The 19,470-nt window shown below is 44.2% G+C and carries 15 protein-coding genes; 7 read left to right on the forward strand and 8 right to left on the reverse strand.

What is annotated here, in order from left to right; translation table 11 throughout:
- Positions 1-108: 108 nt before the first annotated feature.
- Genes U0033_RS30750 through U0033_RS30770 form a run of 5 tightly spaced genes read left to right on the forward strand, consistent with a single transcriptional unit; the run spans position 109 to position 3,225 of the window.
- The gene (locus tag U0033_RS30750; RefSeq protein WP_072366155.1) at positions 109-474 is read left to right on the forward strand and encodes a DoxX-like family protein; all 366 of its coding nucleotides are present in this window, start codon (positions 109-111) and stop codon (positions 472-474) included.
- A complete protein-coding gene (locus U0033_RS30755) occupies positions 464-1,183 on the forward strand; it encodes a DUF2071 domain-containing protein (protein ID WP_072366157.1) in 720 nt (239 codons plus the stop codon). Before U0033_RS30750 ends, U0033_RS30755 begins: the two co-directional genes overlap by 11 nt.
- A complete protein-coding gene (locus U0033_RS30760; protein ID WP_072366159.1) occupies positions 1,174-1,902 on the forward strand; it encodes a class I SAM-dependent methyltransferase in 729 nt (242 codons plus the stop codon). Before U0033_RS30755 ends, U0033_RS30760 begins: the two co-directional genes overlap by 10 nt.
- Complete coding sequence (locus tag U0033_RS30765; RefSeq protein WP_072366161.1) at positions 1,886-2,278, forward strand: hypothetical protein; 393 nt, start codon at positions 1,886-1,888, stop codon at positions 2,276-2,278. The genes U0033_RS30760 and U0033_RS30765 overlap by 17 nt, the downstream gene beginning before the upstream one ends.
- A gap of 17 nt (positions 2,279-2,295) precedes the next feature.
- Positions 2,296-3,225 (forward strand): helix-turn-helix domain-containing protein, encoded by a 930-nt coding sequence (locus U0033_RS30770; protein ID WP_072366163.1) that lies wholly within the window; start codon positions 2,296-2,298, stop codon positions 3,223-3,225.
- A gap of 17 nt (positions 3,226-3,242) precedes the next feature.
- Here U0033_RS30770 and U0033_RS30775 read toward each other — a convergent pair whose 3' ends face one another.
- The 4 genes from U0033_RS30775 to U0033_RS30790 all read right to left on the reverse strand — a co-directional run bounded on the left by U0033_RS30775 (position 3,243) and on the right by U0033_RS30790 (position 9,267).
- Positions 3,243-3,782, reverse strand: a complete 540-nt coding sequence (locus tag U0033_RS30775) for a hypothetical protein (protein WP_072366165.1) — start codon at positions 3,780-3,782, stop codon at positions 3,243-3,245.
- A gap of 238 nt (positions 3,783-4,020) precedes the next feature.
- Complete coding sequence (locus U0033_RS30780; RefSeq protein WP_245801886.1) at positions 4,021-5,055, reverse strand: MBL fold metallo-hydrolase; 1,035 nt, start codon at positions 5,053-5,055, stop codon at positions 4,021-4,023.
- 161 nt (positions 5,056-5,216) lie between these two features.
- Positions 5,217-7,913: a DUF6493 family protein gene (locus tag U0033_RS30785; RefSeq protein ID WP_072366174.1), complete on the reverse strand. Its 2,697-nt coding sequence runs from the start codon at positions 7,911-7,913 to the stop codon at positions 5,217-5,219.
- 25 nt (positions 7,914-7,938) lie between these two features.
- Positions 7,939-9,267 carry an SWIM zinc finger family protein gene (locus U0033_RS30790; protein WP_072366176.1) on the reverse strand — a complete coding sequence of 443 codons (1,329 nt, stop codon included), beginning with the start codon at positions 9,265-9,267 and terminating at the stop codon, positions 7,939-7,941.
- Between the two features lie 338 nt (positions 9,268-9,605).
- On the opposite strand from U0033_RS30790, the gene U0033_RS30795 reads away from it, so the two are divergent.
- Together U0033_RS30795 and U0033_RS30800 are read left to right on the forward strand one after the other, a co-directional pair.
- Positions 9,606-10,967 (forward strand): M48 family metallopeptidase, encoded by a 1,362-nt coding sequence (locus U0033_RS30795; RefSeq protein WP_083571906.1) that lies wholly within the window; start codon positions 9,606-9,608, stop codon positions 10,965-10,967.
- Between the two features lie 19 nt (positions 10,968-10,986).
- Positions 10,987-12,552: a DUF6770 family protein gene (locus U0033_RS30800; RefSeq protein ID WP_072366180.1), complete on the forward strand. Its 1,566-nt coding sequence runs from the start codon at positions 10,987-10,989 to the stop codon at positions 12,550-12,552.
- Positions 12,553-12,725: 173 nt separating this feature from the next.
- On the opposite strand, the gene U0033_RS30805 is transcribed toward U0033_RS30800, so the two are convergent.
- The 4 genes from U0033_RS30805 to U0033_RS30820 form a co-directional block, all read right to left on the reverse strand.
- Positions 12,726-13,238, reverse strand: a complete 513-nt coding sequence (locus U0033_RS30805; RefSeq protein ID WP_072366182.1) for an ATP/GTP-binding protein — start codon at positions 13,236-13,238, stop codon at positions 12,726-12,728.
- 83 nt (positions 13,239-13,321) lie between these two features.
- A complete protein-coding gene (locus tag U0033_RS30810; protein ID WP_177318752.1) occupies positions 13,322-14,746 on the reverse strand; it encodes a RagB/SusD family nutrient uptake outer membrane protein in 1,425 nt (474 codons plus the stop codon).
- 35 nt (positions 14,747-14,781) lie between these two features.
- Positions 14,782-17,871 carry a SusC/RagA family TonB-linked outer membrane protein gene (locus U0033_RS30815; RefSeq protein WP_083571907.1) on the reverse strand — a complete coding sequence of 1,030 codons (3,090 nt, stop codon included), beginning with the start codon at positions 17,869-17,871 and terminating at the stop codon, positions 14,782-14,784.
- 698 nt (positions 17,872-18,569) lie between these two features.
- On the reverse strand, positions 18,570-19,184 hold the full coding sequence (locus U0033_RS30820; protein WP_072366187.1) for a ClbS/DfsB family four-helix bundle protein: 615 nt from the start codon (positions 19,182-19,184) through the stop codon (positions 18,570-18,572).
- Between the last annotated feature and the right edge of the window lie 286 nt (positions 19,185-19,470).

Here is a 19,470-nt window from a genome sequence, read left to right on the forward strand (position 1 = left end):
ACCTGCCAGGCCATGGGCTGTACCATCCGCCTGAATTATTATGACCCATATATCATATTGCATTTATTTTTATTTATATAATCCAGACTTTGTATCTTCACTATCAGCATGCGAAACCTCTTAACTTATTTCATTGCACTCGTCTGGCTCGTCAATGGTTTGTGCTGTAAGGTGCTGAACCTTGTGCCCCGACATGAACAAATTGTAGCACGCATCCTGGGTGAGCAGTATGCAAGACCGCTGACCCTGGCGATCGGTATTTCAGAAATAGCCATGGCTATCTGGATCATCAGTGGCATCCGGCCAAAATTCAATGCCATCCTGCAGATGGGCATCATTGCAGTCATGAATCTCATTGAATTTCTCCTTGCAGCGGATTTGTTGCTCTGGGGCAGGTTGAATGCCCTGTTCGCACTCATCTTTATCCTGCTTATTTATTACACAGCTTTTAAACGCAGACCCCGTGTTGCTTAAAAATCATCCCTTTGCAGTCGAGGCATTCTTCGACTATTCAATCGTATTGACTTTTGCGATACCCAAAGCACAACTGGCGGCGCTCATTCCACCCTGCCTTGAACTGGATACACTACATGATCAATACGGATTTATTGCAGTCGCCATGGTGCAAACAAAGCATCTGCGGCCAAAAGGATTCCCGAAGTTTATGGGCAATGATTTCTTCCTGGTTGGCTACAGGATCTTTGTAAGGTATACTAACAGGGCAGGTAAAAGATTACGTGGTTTATACATCCTGAAATCTGAAACTGATAAGAAGAAGATGGAGTGGCTCGGGAACTTTTTTACACATTATAATTATACGACGACTGCTATCAAACAAACGAAATCAGGCAATATGCAAACAATTGCATCGCCGGATTTTAAAGTCTCCCTGGACCTTGCAGCAGAAAATGTACCCTTACCTGCAGGCTCCCCATTCGCTGACTGGAAAGAAGCACGGCGGTTTGCAGGCCCCCTGCCTTTTACATTTCAGTATAATGCAGCTACCAAAAAGGTGCTGATTGTAGAAGGCATGCGGGAAAACTGGACTCCCAGCCCCTTACAGGTAATGGATCAGCAGTTCTCTTTTTTAGCGCCTTATGATAATGCCGTTCTTGCCAATGCTTTTATTATAAATAACATTCCTTATCAGTGGAAAAAAGGCAAACTGGAAACATGGCAATAACAAGGAAACCTTTTCAGGGGGTATTTAATATCATCCGGTTCAACTGGCATTTCTACCTGCTTTCCCTGTTACTTATTAGTGCCGGTTATTATTTCGGCTACCTTATAATTACCAGCCTCGTTCTTGCAGCCAGCATGATCTCATTAATGATATCCTGGTACATCTATGATTATTCAGATTTGTATGAATTAAACTGGATTCAAGCTAACGATAAGGAAAGCCTGGTAGTAAATATCCATGCAGGCTTTGATGAAACGAGCCTCATTTTAAAAAGCAAATTCAGCAAGGCCAACCTGGAGATCATCGATTTTTACAATCCGCAGAAACACACAGAGGTATCTATCAAACGTGCCCGCAGGGCTTACCCGGTATTGCCTCAGACCATCAGTGCAGACACTGCCCACCTTCCCCTGGAAAATGCATGTGCAGATAAGATATTCGTTATTTTCTCCGCCCATGAGATCCGGAATGAAACTGAGAGAACAGGGTTTATGAAGGAACTGGCACGGATTATAAAACCCGGTGGCGAGATTTATATAACAGAACATCTCAGAGACCCGGCAAACTTTATCGCTTATAACATTGGCTTTGTACATTTCTATTCGAAAAAGAACTGGCTAACCCATTTTAAGCATGCTGCATTAAAACTGAACCAGGAGATTAAAATCACTCCTTTTATTTCGACATTTATAATTTCCAGGAATGATCATTCATTTTAGCATTATTGGATCGCTTTTAATTTTATTGGCGCTTAGTCATGTTGTATTTCCCTGGTTTTTCAATTGGCAGGAGGAGCTGAAAAGGCTGAGTTTAATCAACAGGCAGATCATGACGATCCATACTTTTTTTATCGCCTTCGTGGTATTCTTGCTGGGTTTGTTGTGCCTGAGTTCCGGCGAAGATTTAATCAACACGGTATTGGGCAGGAGAGTGTGCCTGGGAATGGGGATATTCTGGGCTATAAGGCTCTTTATTCAGTTCTTCGGGTATTCGTCAATCCTGTGGAGGGGAAAGCGGTTCGAGACGATGATGCACCTTATTTTCACCGTATTATTTGCGTATATGAGCGTGGTGTTCTTGCTGGCAGGTCTATAAATTATTAATTTAGGATCATGAACGAAAACCAGAAAGGTTTACTCTTTGATACATTAGCAGATCAGTACCGGTATAATAACCTGCCCACTGACCTGATTCACCTGAACTCTGAATTTACCATTTTTAACCTGGCAGATCTGCACCAACCCATGCCTTTTAGCCTGCCCCTAAGCCGGCTGAACTTCTTTGTATTCGGATTTATCAAAGAAGCCAGGGGCAGCTATACCCTGGATCACCATACCTTCGACTTTAAGCCGAATACTATCTACTTTACCAACCCCGGTCACTACCGTTCATTCCGGCACGACGAGATCAAAGAAGCCTACCTGATCACCTTCAGTGAGTCTTTCCTCAGGGAATCTATTCATGGCAATATCTTCGATGAATTCCCTTTCCTGCTTACAGAAACCGTACCCGCAAAGACAGTGACGCCGGAGGTTTTCAACCAGTTCGAAAGGCTCTACCTGCAAATTCACCAGGAATATACCGGTCAATCTCCGTTCAGGAAAAAGATCATCATCAGCCTCTTTTTTGCATTGCTGCTCAAGTACAAGGAATACTTTTTTATGGACTATAGCCCTATTTATGAGGGCAACCGTGGTTCTGAAATTGTCGTCAATTTTAAAAAGCTGCTGGATAAGCATTATCGCGAACTGGCCAATGGCTCCGCCAATGAGGTGTTCAGGTTGCAGGACTATGCAGATGCACAAAACCTGCATCCGAATTACCTGGGTAATGTTATCAAAGCCAAAACAGGCAAAACAATCGGCATGTGGATCTCCGAAAAGTCTGTTGCTGAATCCCGCTCTCTCTTACAAAATACCAGTCTCCCTGTCAAGGACATTGCCTACAGGTTAGGATTTACTGATACCGCACATTTTAGTAAGTTCTTTAAAAAACAGCTGGGCATCTCCCCGGTAGTATACAGGAAAACACCCCAATTTTAAGATTAGTAAAGGAGTCCTTATTCCAGTTGTACTTCTCTGTGGGTTTCATTGCCTGGCAGGTCTACAGCGATGATCAGCACTTTTCCACCGGCTGGCAAAGCCGCTGCCTTATACAACCAATCCACGCCATTTCTGCCTAAAACTGCGCTGCCTTTTTCCAGGATAGTGCCTGCGGCATCCAATACTTTTACCTCTATTGCTGCAACCCTGAACTCGTCTTTTGCCGTCACCGTTACCGTCGCCTCCGTGCATTGGATATTTTGCACTTCCGGAGCTTTATAGGCATCCTTAATTGCCATATTCCAGGCATTTTGCCCCGGGCCGGCTTTGGATTCATAGTAGGCTTTCAGTTCAGGGTCTCCGAGCATTACCCGGGCATAAGCGGCTGCCTCCGCCATCTTTTGCCTGGCCTCTACCTGCTTTTTAGTCGGCTTTTTGTTTGACCGCCGGCGCTTTTTGGCCACAATGATCTGGCCTTTTCTCCGGTAAATCGTGATTTCGTCGCCAATGGTACCCTCGATGTATTGTAATAAGCTGTTGTCTTTTAAAATTGCCATATAAAATGGTTTTGGAGTTATATCTACAAGCTAAGAAATACTATTCAGTACCAGTGCATCTTTTGTGCTAAATGAGTATTAATACATCACTTAAAGGTCACTAAAAGGTCACTTGTATATCAAATCGATATTGAAGTGACCTTTTGGTGACCTTTAAGTATACTTATAATGACGAAGCCGGATCGAAGCCGCTTAGGCTCTTACCTGGATAAAAAAGGCTGCTATCTGGTTTTGGTACTTAATTCAGGCCTTTCCACCATTCCTGGAAAGTCTGTTGTTCATTGCGCAGATCCACCAATTCACCGATCATTGGTGTAGCCAGGGGAATATCCGCCATGGCTTTTATCCGTTTCAGCGGTTCATCCCAGGGATGATTCCCCAGGGTAAATTTGGAAGAATGCACGGGGAGTAGTCGCTTCGCTTTGAGATCTTTTGCCGCTTTTAACACCTCTTCCGGCTGCATATGAATGTATTTCCATGCCAGGTCATACTGGCCATTTTCAAGGATTGCAAAATCTATCGGGCCGTATTTTTCTCCAATCTCTGCAAAATGGGTATCGTAACCACTATCTCCCCCGATATAGATCTTCATGGCAGGTGACTGTAAGATATATGATTGCCACAATGTATTATTCCGGGCAAAACTTCTGCCTGAGAAATGCCGGGTAGGTGCGGTATGTACCATAAATCCATCTCCCAGGTCCACATCCTGCCACCAATCTGTTTCAATGACCTGATCCGGTGTATAACCCCATCTTTCAAAATGTCCGCCTACGCCCAGTCCACAGATTACTTTGCGCACCTTGCTTTTGAGGGCAAGGATGGTTTTATAATCCAGGTGATCGTAATGGTCATGGGATATAAACAGGTAATCTATAGTTGGAAAATCGTCAATGGTGTAGATATCCGCACCATTAAAAGCTTTTGTACCTCCTGGCAAAGGGGACGCGCTGCCGGAAAACACCGGGTCTACGAGGAAACGCTTACCGCCTGTCTGGATAAAATAGGAGGAGTGGCCGAACCACACCAGTACATCCTGTTCTGGTGTAAGATGGAGGAGATCGGTTTTTACGGAAGGTAATGAATCGACCGGGCGCAGGCGCAGGCGTTTCTTGAACATGAAATCATACAAAACCCCTCCCATGCTATACCCTTCTGAAAGTTGCGGTGTATTGTGAATGTTCTGGAATTGTCCGTCTTTAAAATGCGGTGATTGTTGGATTCGTTCTAATCTCTTTCCGGATGGTTTTGCTCCGAATAGTGGATGTCTCATATATATTAAAACTGTGATTATCAATAGTGCCAGTAGTGCGAATGCTATTTTCAGGCATTTTAAAGCTACCCGGATTATTTTCTTCATATGAGTTGATGACGAACGAACGGAGAGGATATTTTATTCCTCTCCGTATTTAATTTTAACAACACCTAAATGAATTATGTAAGGGAGGAGGTTAATTTCTTAAAACCAGGGAGTGATTCCCACACCTTTAGCCGATTCATCACCTGGAGATCTGTCACCTTATGCCCATTCACCGCCAATACTTCCCCATAGACCTCCAGTAGCTTTTTCAGGTTCTTCACTGCATGGTCCGGCAGGCGGGCAATACAGTTGGATAACAGCAGTTCCAGTGCTTCATTATGCTGCCTGCTGATTTGCATCATGTGCTCAGTGACCAGGTCTGTAAACCGTTTTAACGGTGCCCACTCTACGCTTTGATGTATCCCTATGATGCGCCCTGTTTCACTACTTTCTAACCTGTTCGCACTGACACCGGTGATCCAGCATTCTGCAGCTAATGCACGGATCGTTTTATCCGCATGCAGCATACAGGTAGCCATGAATAAATGTACAGTGGGCAAATAGGGTATTGCCTGTTCTTTTAACCAGCTGATAGCAGCCGTGATGGTGCTTGTTTCTGTGACCTCATACATGCCTGACAGGGGCATACAATGCTGTATGATATTTGCCAGCATGAGCGAGGAATTCGCAGGTGTGAGCGATAACAACCGGGGTACATCCTGCCAGATTAAGGAGTAGTACCTGGAGCGGTTAACCAGGTAATCCTGCAGCAGGGGCTCCTTTGCGTGCAGTGGCGTTGATGCCGGGATATTGATCCGGATAGAGATACGCGTAGCCGTTATTCTCTCATAATCGCGTTTCTCACTAATGTAAGATCCGTAGGCCTTGTACTTTTCCGGTTTTGTTTCCCATTCAAAATTGCCATTGATATAAACTGCCGCTAATTTATCTGTTGGGATACTGATCCCTTTCCGGTTCGCTGCCTGGACCCAGGCGTTGCCGTTCCTGGGCGTGCCTGCTGATTGATCCAGCAGGTATAATACCAGTTCTTTATGCTCACCGCTTAATACCTGTTTTGCCAGGGCAATAGCAGCTGCGGTATCTTCCAGTGCACAGCGGCATACGGCCAGTTGCAGATCCAGTTCATGGGGGACCTGATCTTTATATTGTGCTAAGCGTTCTACTAATACAAGCGGATCTATCCAGCAGGGCGTATGGGTAGGTGTGGATAATAGAGGTAATTGATTCTTTGCCTGGAGCTTTTCCAAAGCATATTGCCATAAAATCGTATAAGGGCGAACGTAGTCCTCTGTCTCTTTCCAGGCACTTGTTTGGCCTTTTGTATAATCAAGCAGGAACTTAGTCAGGAGATTATCCAGCTGCCCCATATTGGCGGTAGGGTGTGCGTGTAATTTCTCTGCTCTTTTAAAAGCAGGTTGCAGCTGCACCAAAACATCTTCCGTGATCAGGTGTTGCAGGTGAATGAAGGCAGCAGGCAATAATTCTGCATGATACGGTGCATTGTTTTCAAAGGCCTGACTGGCAAAATAGACCAGGTCTTCCACTGTATTTACCGGTGGAATGAGGTTATGTTCGCCAATTAAGGGAAGGTTTTCAGCCGGTGTATCATCAGCCAGTACCACAGCCGCAGCGTCTTTCAGCAGCAATGGCCGGGTGCTTGTCAGCATTGTATCGGCGTATAGCTGTAACTGTTGCTGCAGGTCTTCGGTAGGTGGAAATGCGTAGGTGCTGATCAGTTTCGCGGTTTTCTGTTGCAGGCCCTCATCTTTGTTTAAAAAGACCTGGCAGAGCTGGATGGCTATTGGCTGACGGGCATCCGGATGCTCCTTGCAGATCGTTTCTGATAACTGCAGCACTGTGTTCAGGATCGATTTAGTTCCGGATAAGATGACCTGTGGGAGATGTGTGATGAAGGTATGATAATCAAAATCCTTTAGCTGTTTAAGGCTGTTTAAACCCAGGCTCACAGCAGTTGTATGCTTTGAGTCCAGCAGTGTCATCAGCTCAGGTTCCAGGGTTTGTAATTCTTCTTCGGTGGGTTTCAGGAAACTAAATAGTTCCACGAACCAGCCTGCTAATATTTTATTGAAATTGCGGTTAGCTGTTAAGAGGGTTTCCTTTAAGATACGTGCTCTGTCCAGGCGGCCTTCTGTTGCAAATTTCAGGATGAAATCATTCCAGTTTTTAGTTGATTTATAATATCGGCTAAGGTTAGCGATGTTGGAAGGATATTCGAAAATATACCAGAAATGTTTATTGAGCGTATCCGGGTATTTGAGTAGTATTTCTTCTGCTTGCGCAGGTGTGATTTTTTCGGGGAAAATAAGTCCGGGGAAATGAATCAGTATTAATTCAGGGGAGGGCGTGAAATGGCCCTCTGCCTGGAGTTGCATGATCAGGTCATAACTAAGGCGGTAGCTATTGCCCTTATTCGCCTCATCCAATAGTTTTCCGAACCAGGAAGGTACATACCAGGGAAGGAGCTGATCCAGGATTTCCTGCTTGAGGATGCTGGTAGGAAACACTGTTTTCTCAAATCCCTTTTTATCGAGGCAGACAAAAGACGCGATGGCGAGTACCAGGCCCTGCCTGCCACGGGCACGGGTACCGTAGGAGCGACCTGCTTGCCATTTGCTATCAGGCGCCTGCATGGTACTGAGGTCTACAAATTCCGTGTAGTAGGCGTTTAGTTCCTTAAGAGCGGGTACCAGTACTTTTTTTTCGGGTTCACTCAGTGCTTTTAAAAAAACAATCAGCTCATCGGTTGATTCTTTTTCAATAAGTGCTTTCAGTTTATCAGTTGGTGTCATAGTCTATTCTTTATTGGCAGGGTTATCAGCCTATTTTAATCTTTACAGCAAGAATGTGTTTGCAGGGGCCCCGTTCGCCCTGGTGCTTTGCATACCAGGTACAGGTACAACGGGCCTTGCCGGGATCGATGATCACGGTGTGTTGTACCCCACTTCCTTCCACCCGTGCTTCTACCCGGTTATTTTCATTTTTCAGGATCACTACTTTGTCTTCTTCCAATAATTTTTCAGCATCTTTCATGCGCGGGTTCAGTTGCAAAATGCGGCTTTGCTTGAATGGCAATTGCCGGTAGAAGAATTGTCTTTCATCCAGGTCGTATCCCAGTAAACCCATTGCTGCCATCCTGCCTGTGAGCTGATCTACCTGTTCGAAATGAATATTTTCACTGATGGCCATTAAGGCGGGATTGAATTCCTGGTTTGCATGACTGTATTTATTCATCGCATCCAGCCATTCATCAGGAACATCTGCTACTAAAGATTCCAGTGCCGCACCTTCTCCTGAAAAACCCCGCCAGCTTTCCCGCGACAGTGAAAAGCTGAACCGTACATCTCCAAAATATAATTGCCAGGTGGTAGACTGCATATCAGGGCCGGCAAAGACTTTAAGTTCACTTGCCAGGGGTAGCAGGGGTTCCAGGAGTTTCAAACGGTGTATACCGCCTACGCATATAGCATTGGCGGCCTTTGCCGGGGAGAACATGGGTTTGTTGCCTCTCATCACCAGGTAGTAATCAGGTTTGGGCTGGCCGGCAGGGATGCTTTTGAACAATTGCATGGCCTGCAGCTGGTTAAACGAATATACCTGTTCTGCGGCGGAGAGGAATATTTGTACGCTCGTGAGCCCTTTGATCCATTTCAGGGGCAGGGGCACTTTGCGTTCTACCACTTTTGCTGTGGCAGTCGTTTGCACACTGATGGCATCAGCCCCGATATTCAGCATCATCTGACCCTGTTTTCCCACACCTCCCAGTGCATTGATCATGGGCTGGTTAAAGTCCACGTTCACCGTTCCACTGGCCGGAAAAGTGCCATCAATGGCAGCAGGCAATACATCCACCCGGGCATACACGCCGGCACAGTGAGAAAAGCCTTCGAAACGCAGCTTTTCATTACCGGCAGTCGCGATCGGGTCTCGCATCATGGCCATCTGGAAAGGCGAGAGGTTAAAACTGGATTGAACGATGTTCGATAGGGTGATGAGGCAACGGGCAACGATATACGGTTGGTTGAGAAAACCCTGGAAGAAACAGGATGCAGGGCTGATCTCATTATAACCGGACAGGAGTAAACGCTGTCTGTCCAGGAAGGATGGGTGCTGGTACTGATAAGTAATGATATCTGAGGTTGTCATAGCGGGGTGAAGATATTGAAAATTGAGTAATTGTCCGGGCGGATCAGACCAGGAAAATACACATAGACTCCGGGTGCCTGCTTTTAAACCCGGTAGATGTGCAAGCAGTATTTAGCGGGTTCTCTTATGCCTGGACGGATTTTAATGTATTGATTATTACATTGTTGTGTTGTGGTGTTCAGTTTTTTAGAATTCTTTTATGGAATTTACTCACCTATCTCATCTTTAGTTTATTATCTTAATTATATATAAATCATTTTGTGATTTCGAAATGTTTTTTACCTTAACAGCGTAAACGGGACATACGACACAAATACCCACTATTACCTATACTGAAGATGAAGATTTTATCTGCGTTAACTACATTGTGCCTGCTATCGATGGCCGGGCTTGCCCAAAGTCAGATTTTTACACCTGTTGCCCAAAACGAAGCAAGGCTTAAAAATCTTGTAAGCAAATACGAGCTGCAGTACAATGCAGAGATCGAGGGTCTCCCTTCTAAATACAAAGCAGATTATAAAGAAATTTATAAGTCCAGGTGGGAAAACATCAAATCTGTATTTGATAAAAAAGAAGTCTATACCTCTCCGGCAGCGCAGCAATACCTGGATGCGGTGGTCAGCGAGATTGTAAAGAGCAATCCTGTATTAAAAGATTATCAGCTCAACTGCTATTTTTCCAGGAGTGGTGTACCTAATGCCAGCTATATCGGGGAAGGGATCATTCTCTTTAATATGGGATTATTCCAGCGGCTGGACAATGAAAGCGAGGTAGCTTTTATCCTGTGCCATGAAATTGCACACTATATATTAAAGCATACGGACAACAGCATCCAGCGGCACGTAAGCATCATGAATTCTGATGCAGTGCAGGATGAACTGCGGAAGATAAAAAAGGCAGATTATGGCAAACGGGAAGCGGTTGAAAAGCTGACAAAGGGCATCACCTTCAATAGCCGCAGGCATAGCAGAGACCATGAGTCACAGGCGGATTCCATGGGTGTGGCTTTATTGCTGAACACCCGTTTTAATCCTGGCGGTGCTACTAAAACACTGGCGATACTCGATGATATTGACAAAGATACCCTGGACATTGAAGCCTGTCTCCGGAAGGAATTAAACGTACCTGCGTACCCGTTTCAGAACAGGTGGATTACGAAGAACACCGGTCTCTTAGGTGGCCAGGCAAAGCTGAAGAAAGATGAGAAACTGGAAGACTCGCTGAAGACGCACCCGGACTGTAAGGCACGTATTGCCCTGCTGGAGCCGATGATCGCGAATGCGGGTGGCCGGCAGGACTTCCTGGTGAATAAGGAAGTGTTTGACAGCCTGCGGAAAACGTTCAAATACGAGATTGTTGAATATGCTTTTGCAGTAGACAACTATACCTATAGCTTGCATTATACACTGATGCTTATGCAGCAATATCCTAAAGATCCCTATCTCGTAACCCAGATCGGCCGGATCATGAACGCATGCTATACTGCACAGAAAACCCATACCCTGGGAAAATTTATAGATCTACCCGCCCCTTACCAGCCGGCTAATTATAATGTACTGTTACAGTTTATCCAGAACCTTTACCTGGAGGACTTTGCAGGCATCAGTTACAATTATCTGAAAGCACATGCGACCCAACTAAACAGTTATCCCGGCTTTCAGCATGAATTGAATTTAAGTACTAAATATAATTTACAGTAAAAAATAATCTTTACAAAAGATGATTAGAAGACTACTCACACTTGCATTATTTGTAGGCGCGTCCGCTACAAATGTGAAAGCCCAATCCAAGCTGACTGTGGACAAAGTTTACTCCGCTTACCTGCAAAATAGTGGTACCATTATTCAACAGGGACAAATCAAAGGCTATTTCTACCTGATCCAGAGTGATAAAATTGACAGGCATACCAATGAATATACCTTACAGATCGTAGACGAGAACCTGAATAAGGTACAGGACATTAAGTTTGAAGACACAAAGAAACTGAGTTTGCTGGAGTCAGCATACAATGGCAACAGCCTGGCATTCCTCTTCAAAAATGAGGAAGAAAAATTGTTGCAGATGAAGGTGTATGACCTGGAAGGTAAACTGAAGTTTACTTATTCCCGTCCATATACTAAAAAGACGGATGCCCTGATGACCCAGTATGAAACCCTGCATACAGATGAGGGGATGAACCAGACTGTGTTTAACCTGGGCGATAAGGGATTCATTTCTGTATTGCCTTTAAGAGATGGCAGAGAGGTGACTTACGAAGTAGATATGTATTCATCTGAAAAGAAAAAGCAATGGACATATATTCCGGACGGTGATGACCAGAAGTATGCAAATGCAGAATACCTGGGCGCTACAGATAGCCTGGTGATCCTGGAAGTGATCAGGAAAAACAGGAGAATGAGTGGTAGTGGTACGGCTCACCTGGTAGGTATCAATCCCATGACAAAGAAGAAAGTATTCGACATTGATGATGAGAAAGATAAATGGACATTTGTGCCATCCAGCGTACTGCCTGTAGCAGGGAGTGGCAAATTCATTGCAATGGGTAACTACTATGATAAGGATGCAAATATTGCAAAGGATGCCAGCAAGGGGCTTGCTATTTACGAGATTGACAACAATGGTAATATCCTGAACAAGACTTACAACAGCTGGGCGGTAGACATTGCGAAACATCTGCCTACGAATACAAAGGGTAAGATCGACAATATTGGTTACCTGTATATTCATAAGATGATTCCTGGTGCAAATGGTAAAATCTTTATAGTAGGTGAAGGTTACAAGAAACAGGCAAGTGCTGGTGGTATTGCTTTAACTGCATTGAATGCGGCAGCTGGTTCTTATCGCAATGCCGGTGTAACCAAGGTGGTAGTTACTGACCTGGTGGTAATGGAATTTGATGGTGCGTATAAGATGAAGGATGCAAAGATCTATGACAAGACCAATAATACAGTAGTGGGCGGACCTATGAGTGATTATGTAAGTCAGCATGCATTGGCTATGTATATCAAAATGATCGGTGCTTTTGATTATGAGTTTACAACTGGTAATCCTGACGATAATAATTTTGCGATCTGTTTTAGTGATTGGGAAAGGTCATCCAGTTATAAGGGGCAGACTTTCAATTCAATCCGTTATAACGGTACGAAATTTACACAGGATAAAATTGAACTGAAATCCAAGGCAAGCAGGATGAGGGTATTGCCGGCTAAATCCGGATCTGTGATGATCATTGAATATTTTAAGAAGGATAAGAAACTTGAGTGCAGGCTGGAGAAACTGGGATAAGTTAGGATAGCGAATTTATAAGGTAAAGGCTGGTCTTATTATAAGGCCGGCCTTTTTTTCGGGAAGCGCTGGCGAAATTGAGGGCTGTCCCGGGGGAAAAGATGCAGGGAACCTTGTTTGTAATGAGAAAGATAAGTTTTATGAATGCATTAATGAACGAGGAAGGCAGTATATTATCCTTTAACTTTTTTGAGCACCTGATCCAGGCGATGGGGGAGTTCTCCGTTTACTTCAATCACATCGATGCCCAGGTCATAGATCCAATTTTCAACGATGTCATTGACTTTGGTTCTGAGTTTGGGTAAATCTGATTTTTGGCAGGAGATGATGTCGGGGTTTTCAATGGGAACGAATACGAGCAGGTCTATATCAGAAAGGATGATCCGGGCGGTTTCGAATAGTGATGCGATATTTTTATTTGGTTCGAGTGCATGGATGTAGGCTAAAATGTCAATTGGACACCGGTCAAATATAGTATTGTTCCCGCTTTGTTGAATTTGCTGAACCGAGTGTTCAAATTGTTTAATAAAGTCGTCTGTACCTGGTATTTCTGAGAAAATATGGCCGGATTCTTCGAGCTCATAATAGGGTTCTTTATGGAGTTTATACCCGGGGAGCTGGGTGAGGAGGTCTTCTGCTAACGTGGTTTTTCCTACTTTGTGGGCACCTGATAAGGCTATTTTCATAGGGTGCAATATAAAAAAAAGGTTGTATTAAAAGTAATTGAATAAATTGCGAATTCTATACTTCTAATACAACCTTTTTTCATTTAGTAAGATGGATTCTGCTGGGTCGCTAAGGTTGAGTTAGCCTTTATTTCAGTATAAGGGATGGGTCCAATCCTTCTATAATCAGCATAAGGAACAGAAAGGTAATTGCTGGAAATAGACAATCCTCCCTGGTTTACTCTTCTTGTTATAGTCAATCCCAACCTGTTCAGATCGGAGAAACGGTTCCCTTCGAAAGCCAATTCTTTACGTCTTTCTTCGATGATGGTATCGATCAGTGTCTGACCGCTCAGAGCATAGGCTGCCAGGCTATTATCCCTGGTCTGTGCCAGTGTATTCAGGTACGTTAATGCTACGCTGGTTTGTTCCAGGCGGGCTGCTGATTCAGCTGCAATGAGGTATACCTCTGCCAGGCGGATCACTTTGATATTATCTCTGTCTGTATTGGCGCCATTTGGATATTTGTTCACCACATGTGTGGCTTTCCCAACTTTTGTAGCACCATCCAGCAGCAGTGTACGTCTTACATCTGTTGCGGAATAGGTACGGTAGAAAGTAGAATCGCAATAGATGTCATTGTAGCCATTTACATACATACGGCCCAGGTCACTGGCTCCGTTGTTATCGGTAGCATCTGCATCTACTTCGAACAGCACTTCCACCTGGTCAGATTTAGCGGCTGCATTGGCCCAGAAGGAGGCATAGGCAGCAGGAGTACCAGCCAGGGTAAAACCTGAATTATCAATTACATCCTTTGCAGCGGACAATGCTTTATCATATTGCCTGGAGTAAAAATAAGCTTTGGCTAAGAGGGCCTCTACTGCATATTTACTGATAGTGATAGAACTGGAATATTCTCTAACGCTGGAGAGGGATGTCTGGAAATCGCTGATGATCTGGTTATAAACCTGGCCAATTGTGCTTCTTCCCGGTTTGTTGGCAGGGTTATCTTCCAGTACGATAGGTACGCCATAGCCGGTAGTATCATCGTAGTTACGGGCATAGATATTTACCAGGTTAAAATACACCAGGCCCCTGATCGCATGTGCCTCAGCTTTAAGTGCGTCAATGGCTGTCTGATCGCCGCTTGCAGTTGCATTGATAATGTTATTTGCACGCAGGATAGTGGTATATGAATTATTCCAGATAGCAGAATAATAGCCATCATCATTAATAAAGGTGTACTGGTAGGTGGTCAGGAATCTACCTGTATTACCGGTTTGCACAAAGGAGTTATCTGCCAGCAGATCGCCCATAATTGGTAAGTCGGCGCCGTAGATCCCCAGTGCTCTGAGTTCAGCATAAGCACCATTTAAAGCGCTCTGCATGGAACTTTTATCAGTGATGGCAGTAGAAGACGATACTGCGTCTTCCGGCAGTTTTTCAATGAAATCCTTGGAACAGGAAGCGAATAACGCTGATACTGCTATAAGTTGTATTGCAAATTTGAATTTAAATATTTTCATGATGATGCTCATTTTTCAATGATGAATAAATGCTGTTAGAACCCGATTTTCACGCCACCTAACACTGTCTTAACTGCAGGAGCATTGAAGCTGGCTGTATTCTTAATACCTTGTTCAGGATCGAATGGCAGGTACTTGTCAGTTCCAAATGTCCAGATGTTGTTTGCACTCACGTATACAGCAGCACTTGCCACTCTGAGCTTGCTTAACAGGGAGGAAGGAAGGGTGTAAGTGAACTGCACATTTCTTAAGCGGAAATAGTCTCCTTTATACAGGTACCTTGTAGAGGACGCATAAGAAGAGGTTGAGTTGGATGTAGACGCCTTTGGTACAATGGTATTGGTATGTTCCGGCGTCCATGCCTGCAATTGCAGGTTGGTTTGGTTTTCAGAACCGTAATAAGCACCATCACTATTATAATAAGTAGCATAGCCATCATACAGGTAGTTCCCGAGACTGTAGGTGAGTGTACCTGAGAGAGAGAATGCCTTGTAGGTAAATGTATTTGAGAAGCCACCGAACCATTTTGGTGAAGCAGATTTCCCGGTAAAGTCTTTGGTAACTTTTGAGACTGTACTGGTAGTTGCAGTATCCGCACCGTTTGTATACCACAGAGGGTTACCGTTTGCCTGGTCAACACCTTTCCAGTTTCTCATATAATATTCCTGTACATCATGACCTTCAGCAATCATGAATACACCGCTGGCAATTGGGCTGCCTCCGTAGAGTTTATTTACCCTGTTGTGGTTGTTCGCAATGTTGAAGGATACGTTCCAGGTAAAGTCTTTTGTTTTTACTGGTATAGCAGAGATGCTGAACTCGATCCCATGGTTTGACATAGCACCAACGTTCATCAGTTCACCGCCACTATAACCGGTAGTGTAGGAGAGGGGAACGGTTACCAGCAAATTATCAGTGCTTCTGTGGTAATAATCGAATGTACCGGATAACCTGTTGTCGAATAATGCCCAGTCAACACCTATGTCAAAGTTTTTGTTTTTCTCCCAGGTCAGGTCGTCGTTTTTTACGTTGGTTGGAGCACTACCTACATCGCCGGCATAGTTATAGCCATAGCCGTAAGTACCGATGGCCTGATAGTTACCAAAGCCCAGGGAGTTACCGTTTTCACCGTAGGAAGCTCTTAACTTCACGAGGTTCACCCAGCTGATATTCTTCAGGAATTCTTCTTCATTGACATTCCAGGATGCGCCTACAGAGAAGAAGTTACCCCAGCGGTGATTCGCACCAAATACGGAAGATCCATCGCGACGATAGCTACCGGTGAGGACGTATTTATTTCTGAAACTTAAGATACCATTAGAGAGATAAGAACTGGTCGCGTTGTAGGCGTTACCACTTGTAAAAGATAATGGTTTAGCTGCGTTTATTGCGTTGGTCAGTTTCAGGTTCAATGGCATACCTGATGCACTGGAAGCATCATAGCTGTTGTTGAACTTATAGGATTCCTGGCCCAGTGTCAGGTCTAAAGTGAAGTCATTGTTATCGTCCAGTTTAGCATGATAGTTCAGGAGGTTGGTGAATGTCCAGTCAAAAATGCGGGTATTGTAAATATCAACTCTTCCTGGGTTTTCGGCAGCATAACCATCTCCGTAGAAAGGATTGTAATATTTGTATTCATGTAAGTAGAGGTATTCACCACTGAACCTGGATGTGAATTTCAGGTTAGGCAGGATCTTGTATTCACCGGAAACTGCGCCTCTGAAGTTAGCAGATTTGGTAGAGTTCTTATCCCATGCTGCGATGATCAGGGGGTTGAAGTTATCACCTGTAATGAGTGGGAAGTTACCGTTTCCGCCGCCGGCATCATTTTTTGATCCGTAGTTAAAGGAGCCATCCGCATTTCTTGGGGAGTACCATGGTAATGCGAAATAGATTACACCGGCAGGGTTTGCAAAATAACCACCATTGGAAGGTGTTCGCTGGTCAGCATAAGAGCCATTGATGTTGGTGCTGAAAGAGAGGCGGTCAGTTACTTTTGAGTTCAGGGAGAGTGCGCCATTGTATCTTTTGAAATAAGAAGCGATGGTAGCGCCTTCCTGGTTAAAATAACCACCGGAAGCATAGTATTGTGTTTTTTCGTTACCGCCGGATAAGCTCAGGTTATACTGGCTTTGCTTGCCGGTTTGGTAAACCTGGTCTTTCCAGATGGTGTTCACGGTAGAGTCCAGGCCATAGTCTTCGACCATGACAGTTTTTGCTTCTTCTTCGCTGGTTGCTTCACCGCCGTTGATGATTGCCTGGCTAAAGGCTTTCATATATTCCGGGGTGGTCATGGGGCGGTTGTTCTTATTCCAGTAGGCGTTAGAGTTAGCTCCCCAGTTTCCGTTGAAGTTGATCTGGCTTTTTCCTGCTTTACCTTTTTTGGTGGTTACAAGGATAACGCCGTTGGCAGCTCTTGAACCATACAGGGTGGTAGCGCTTGCATCTTTGAGCACGGTGATGCTTTCGATATCATCGGGGTTCAGGGTGCTCAGTGCATTGGCAGTAGTAGTTTGGTTGGTGAGGTCACCGGAGTTAGCGATGGCGCCGTCGATAACCCAAAGCGGGCTTGAGCTGGCGTTGATGGAACCGATACCACGTAAACGCACGTCTGTAGCGGAGCCGGGAGCACCGGAAGCGGAGGTGATTTGCAGACCTGCAACGGCGCCCTGTAATGCTTTATCAGGCGAGGTCACTGGTTTGTCAGCAATGGCGGTGCCACTTACAGAAGATAAGGAGCCTGTTACCAGTTTTTTCTGGGAGGTACCGTAAGCAACCACTACGACTTCGCCGAGTACACCTGAATTGGTTGTCAGGTGAATTTGTGGATGCTCTTCTATTTTTTGTGTGTAAGGTTCAAAGCCAAGAGATTTAACAATGATTTCGTTTGCGGTGCTATTGGCAGGGATTTCCAGGTTGAATTTCCCGTCTGCACCAACGATCGCAAATGCTTTAGTTCCTTTCAACTGGACGGTAGCGCCGGGAACTGGTTGTCCGGTGCCGTCTGTAACAGTTCCTGTGATGGTGTGTCGTTGCTGTGCCCTTGTGGGGTGAGAGGCAAGGACAGCCCCCAGCATTATGACAATAACAAGTAAGTTGGCAAAATTTTTTCGTTTGCTCATCATAAACCCTTTGAATTTTAGTTGATAATATATAGATGTACGTCGTATTGCCGGGTGCAATACGGTAGTGCTTCGATGGTTGTTACTTCATTGTTTAAATTTTAAAGCAGGGACAAATTCCCTCGGGGAGCGTTATGAGCGCCTCCTGATTTGTTTGTTGTAATTAAAACCTGGCAATAGTTTACGAATAGGAAATAAGATGCCTGGGGGCATCCCCTGTTAACATTTTTTACAAAGTTTATGGTAGTATGTTTATCTCAACTTTGCTCTTTCCTTATGGTTATTATCGCCTGAATTGGTTGATGTTGTTATTTTGTTGTTTATTGTTTTCTCTCTTAAAATAAGTTCATTATTTATTTGCTCGTTCGTCTACCTAAGTTCAATTTGAGTCGGTAACTATGGAAAGGTTATCCTGGTGGTGTTCCATAGGTTTAGATCTCGATAAAGTGGCTATGGGCCATAGTTTACGGGGAGTTCCCGTGTGTTTTTGATTTTGATATATGTGCGAATATAATATACTTATGCTAGTCTACAAAGATTGTAGTATACTATTTTTTTCCTGATAAATGAATCGGTTTCATTTGGCAGATGTCCATGGGGCGTGGGATTTACGTTTTTCTCTGTTTCGTTTCATTTGACTTCAGATGCTTGTGTTTTTGTCTTTTGTTTTGTTTTAAGAATTAGCGATTTGTTCTTTTGTTTTAAGCTGAGTGTTTTTTGGGGGGAGAGGTATTTCTTTTTTTAGGGCTTGTTTGACTTTGGATGCTTGTTATTTGTCTCCGGGTGGTGTCGTTTTTCTTTGTTTGATCACCTTCCTTTGATTTTTTCCATTTCCTGATCCTTGCCCGCGCATTTGCATAAGGGGAGGAAGTATTAAACTGGATCATCCTGCCCAGTGTCCACTTAGTATACCAGGGCGTTCCATATAGCTGTTGATTGCTTTTCCCGGCAATCAGTGAAAGTATTTCAGTAACAGTTGCGTCCAGTTTTTCAAGTAAATGCTTATAATCAGAAGCCGCGTGATCAATATAAAATTTCTGTGCCAGCTTACCCAGCTCATTCCATTTATACCCGGTTTCAGGGAAATCGACAGGTTCGCCATTGTCCATCAGCCGGTTCCATTTCAATACAAGTTCTCCCCATCCCACTAAATAAGCGACAAGGTCATGAACATTCATCAAGGATCCTTTTGTATGGCCTTCCAGTTCTTTTTTAGTGGCTTCTTTATACGTTATGGATGACAATTCTTTTAGTAAGCTGCCGTAGTTTAACCTGATGGCTTTTTCCAGTTCTGTTTTGTTAGTCGGTACTCCCATGTTTGATACTATTATTTCACTGCTTACTAATATAAGATTTGTAGACGAGGAAGCGCGTTGATAGCGTATGATCCTTATCATCAGCAATAGGGCCCCTGATCAATTATTGTTGTTTGGATTTATGCCGAAAAGCAGGCACTTTGAAGAAGGGCGTATACTTCCCGGAGCTTGACTGCTCTTAAAAAAACCGGGCCGTTTCCTTTTAAAAGATTTGATATAGGATCGATAGAATGTGTTAAATTGATGATGTATTCTGCTGGATGGGCGATTGTTTGTAGGGAGTAGT

This window comes from Chitinophaga sancti, from assembly GCF_034424315.1.
In the GTDB taxonomy this organism is placed as follows: domain Bacteria; phylum Bacteroidota; class Bacteroidia; order Chitinophagales; family Chitinophagaceae; genus Chitinophaga; species Chitinophaga sancti.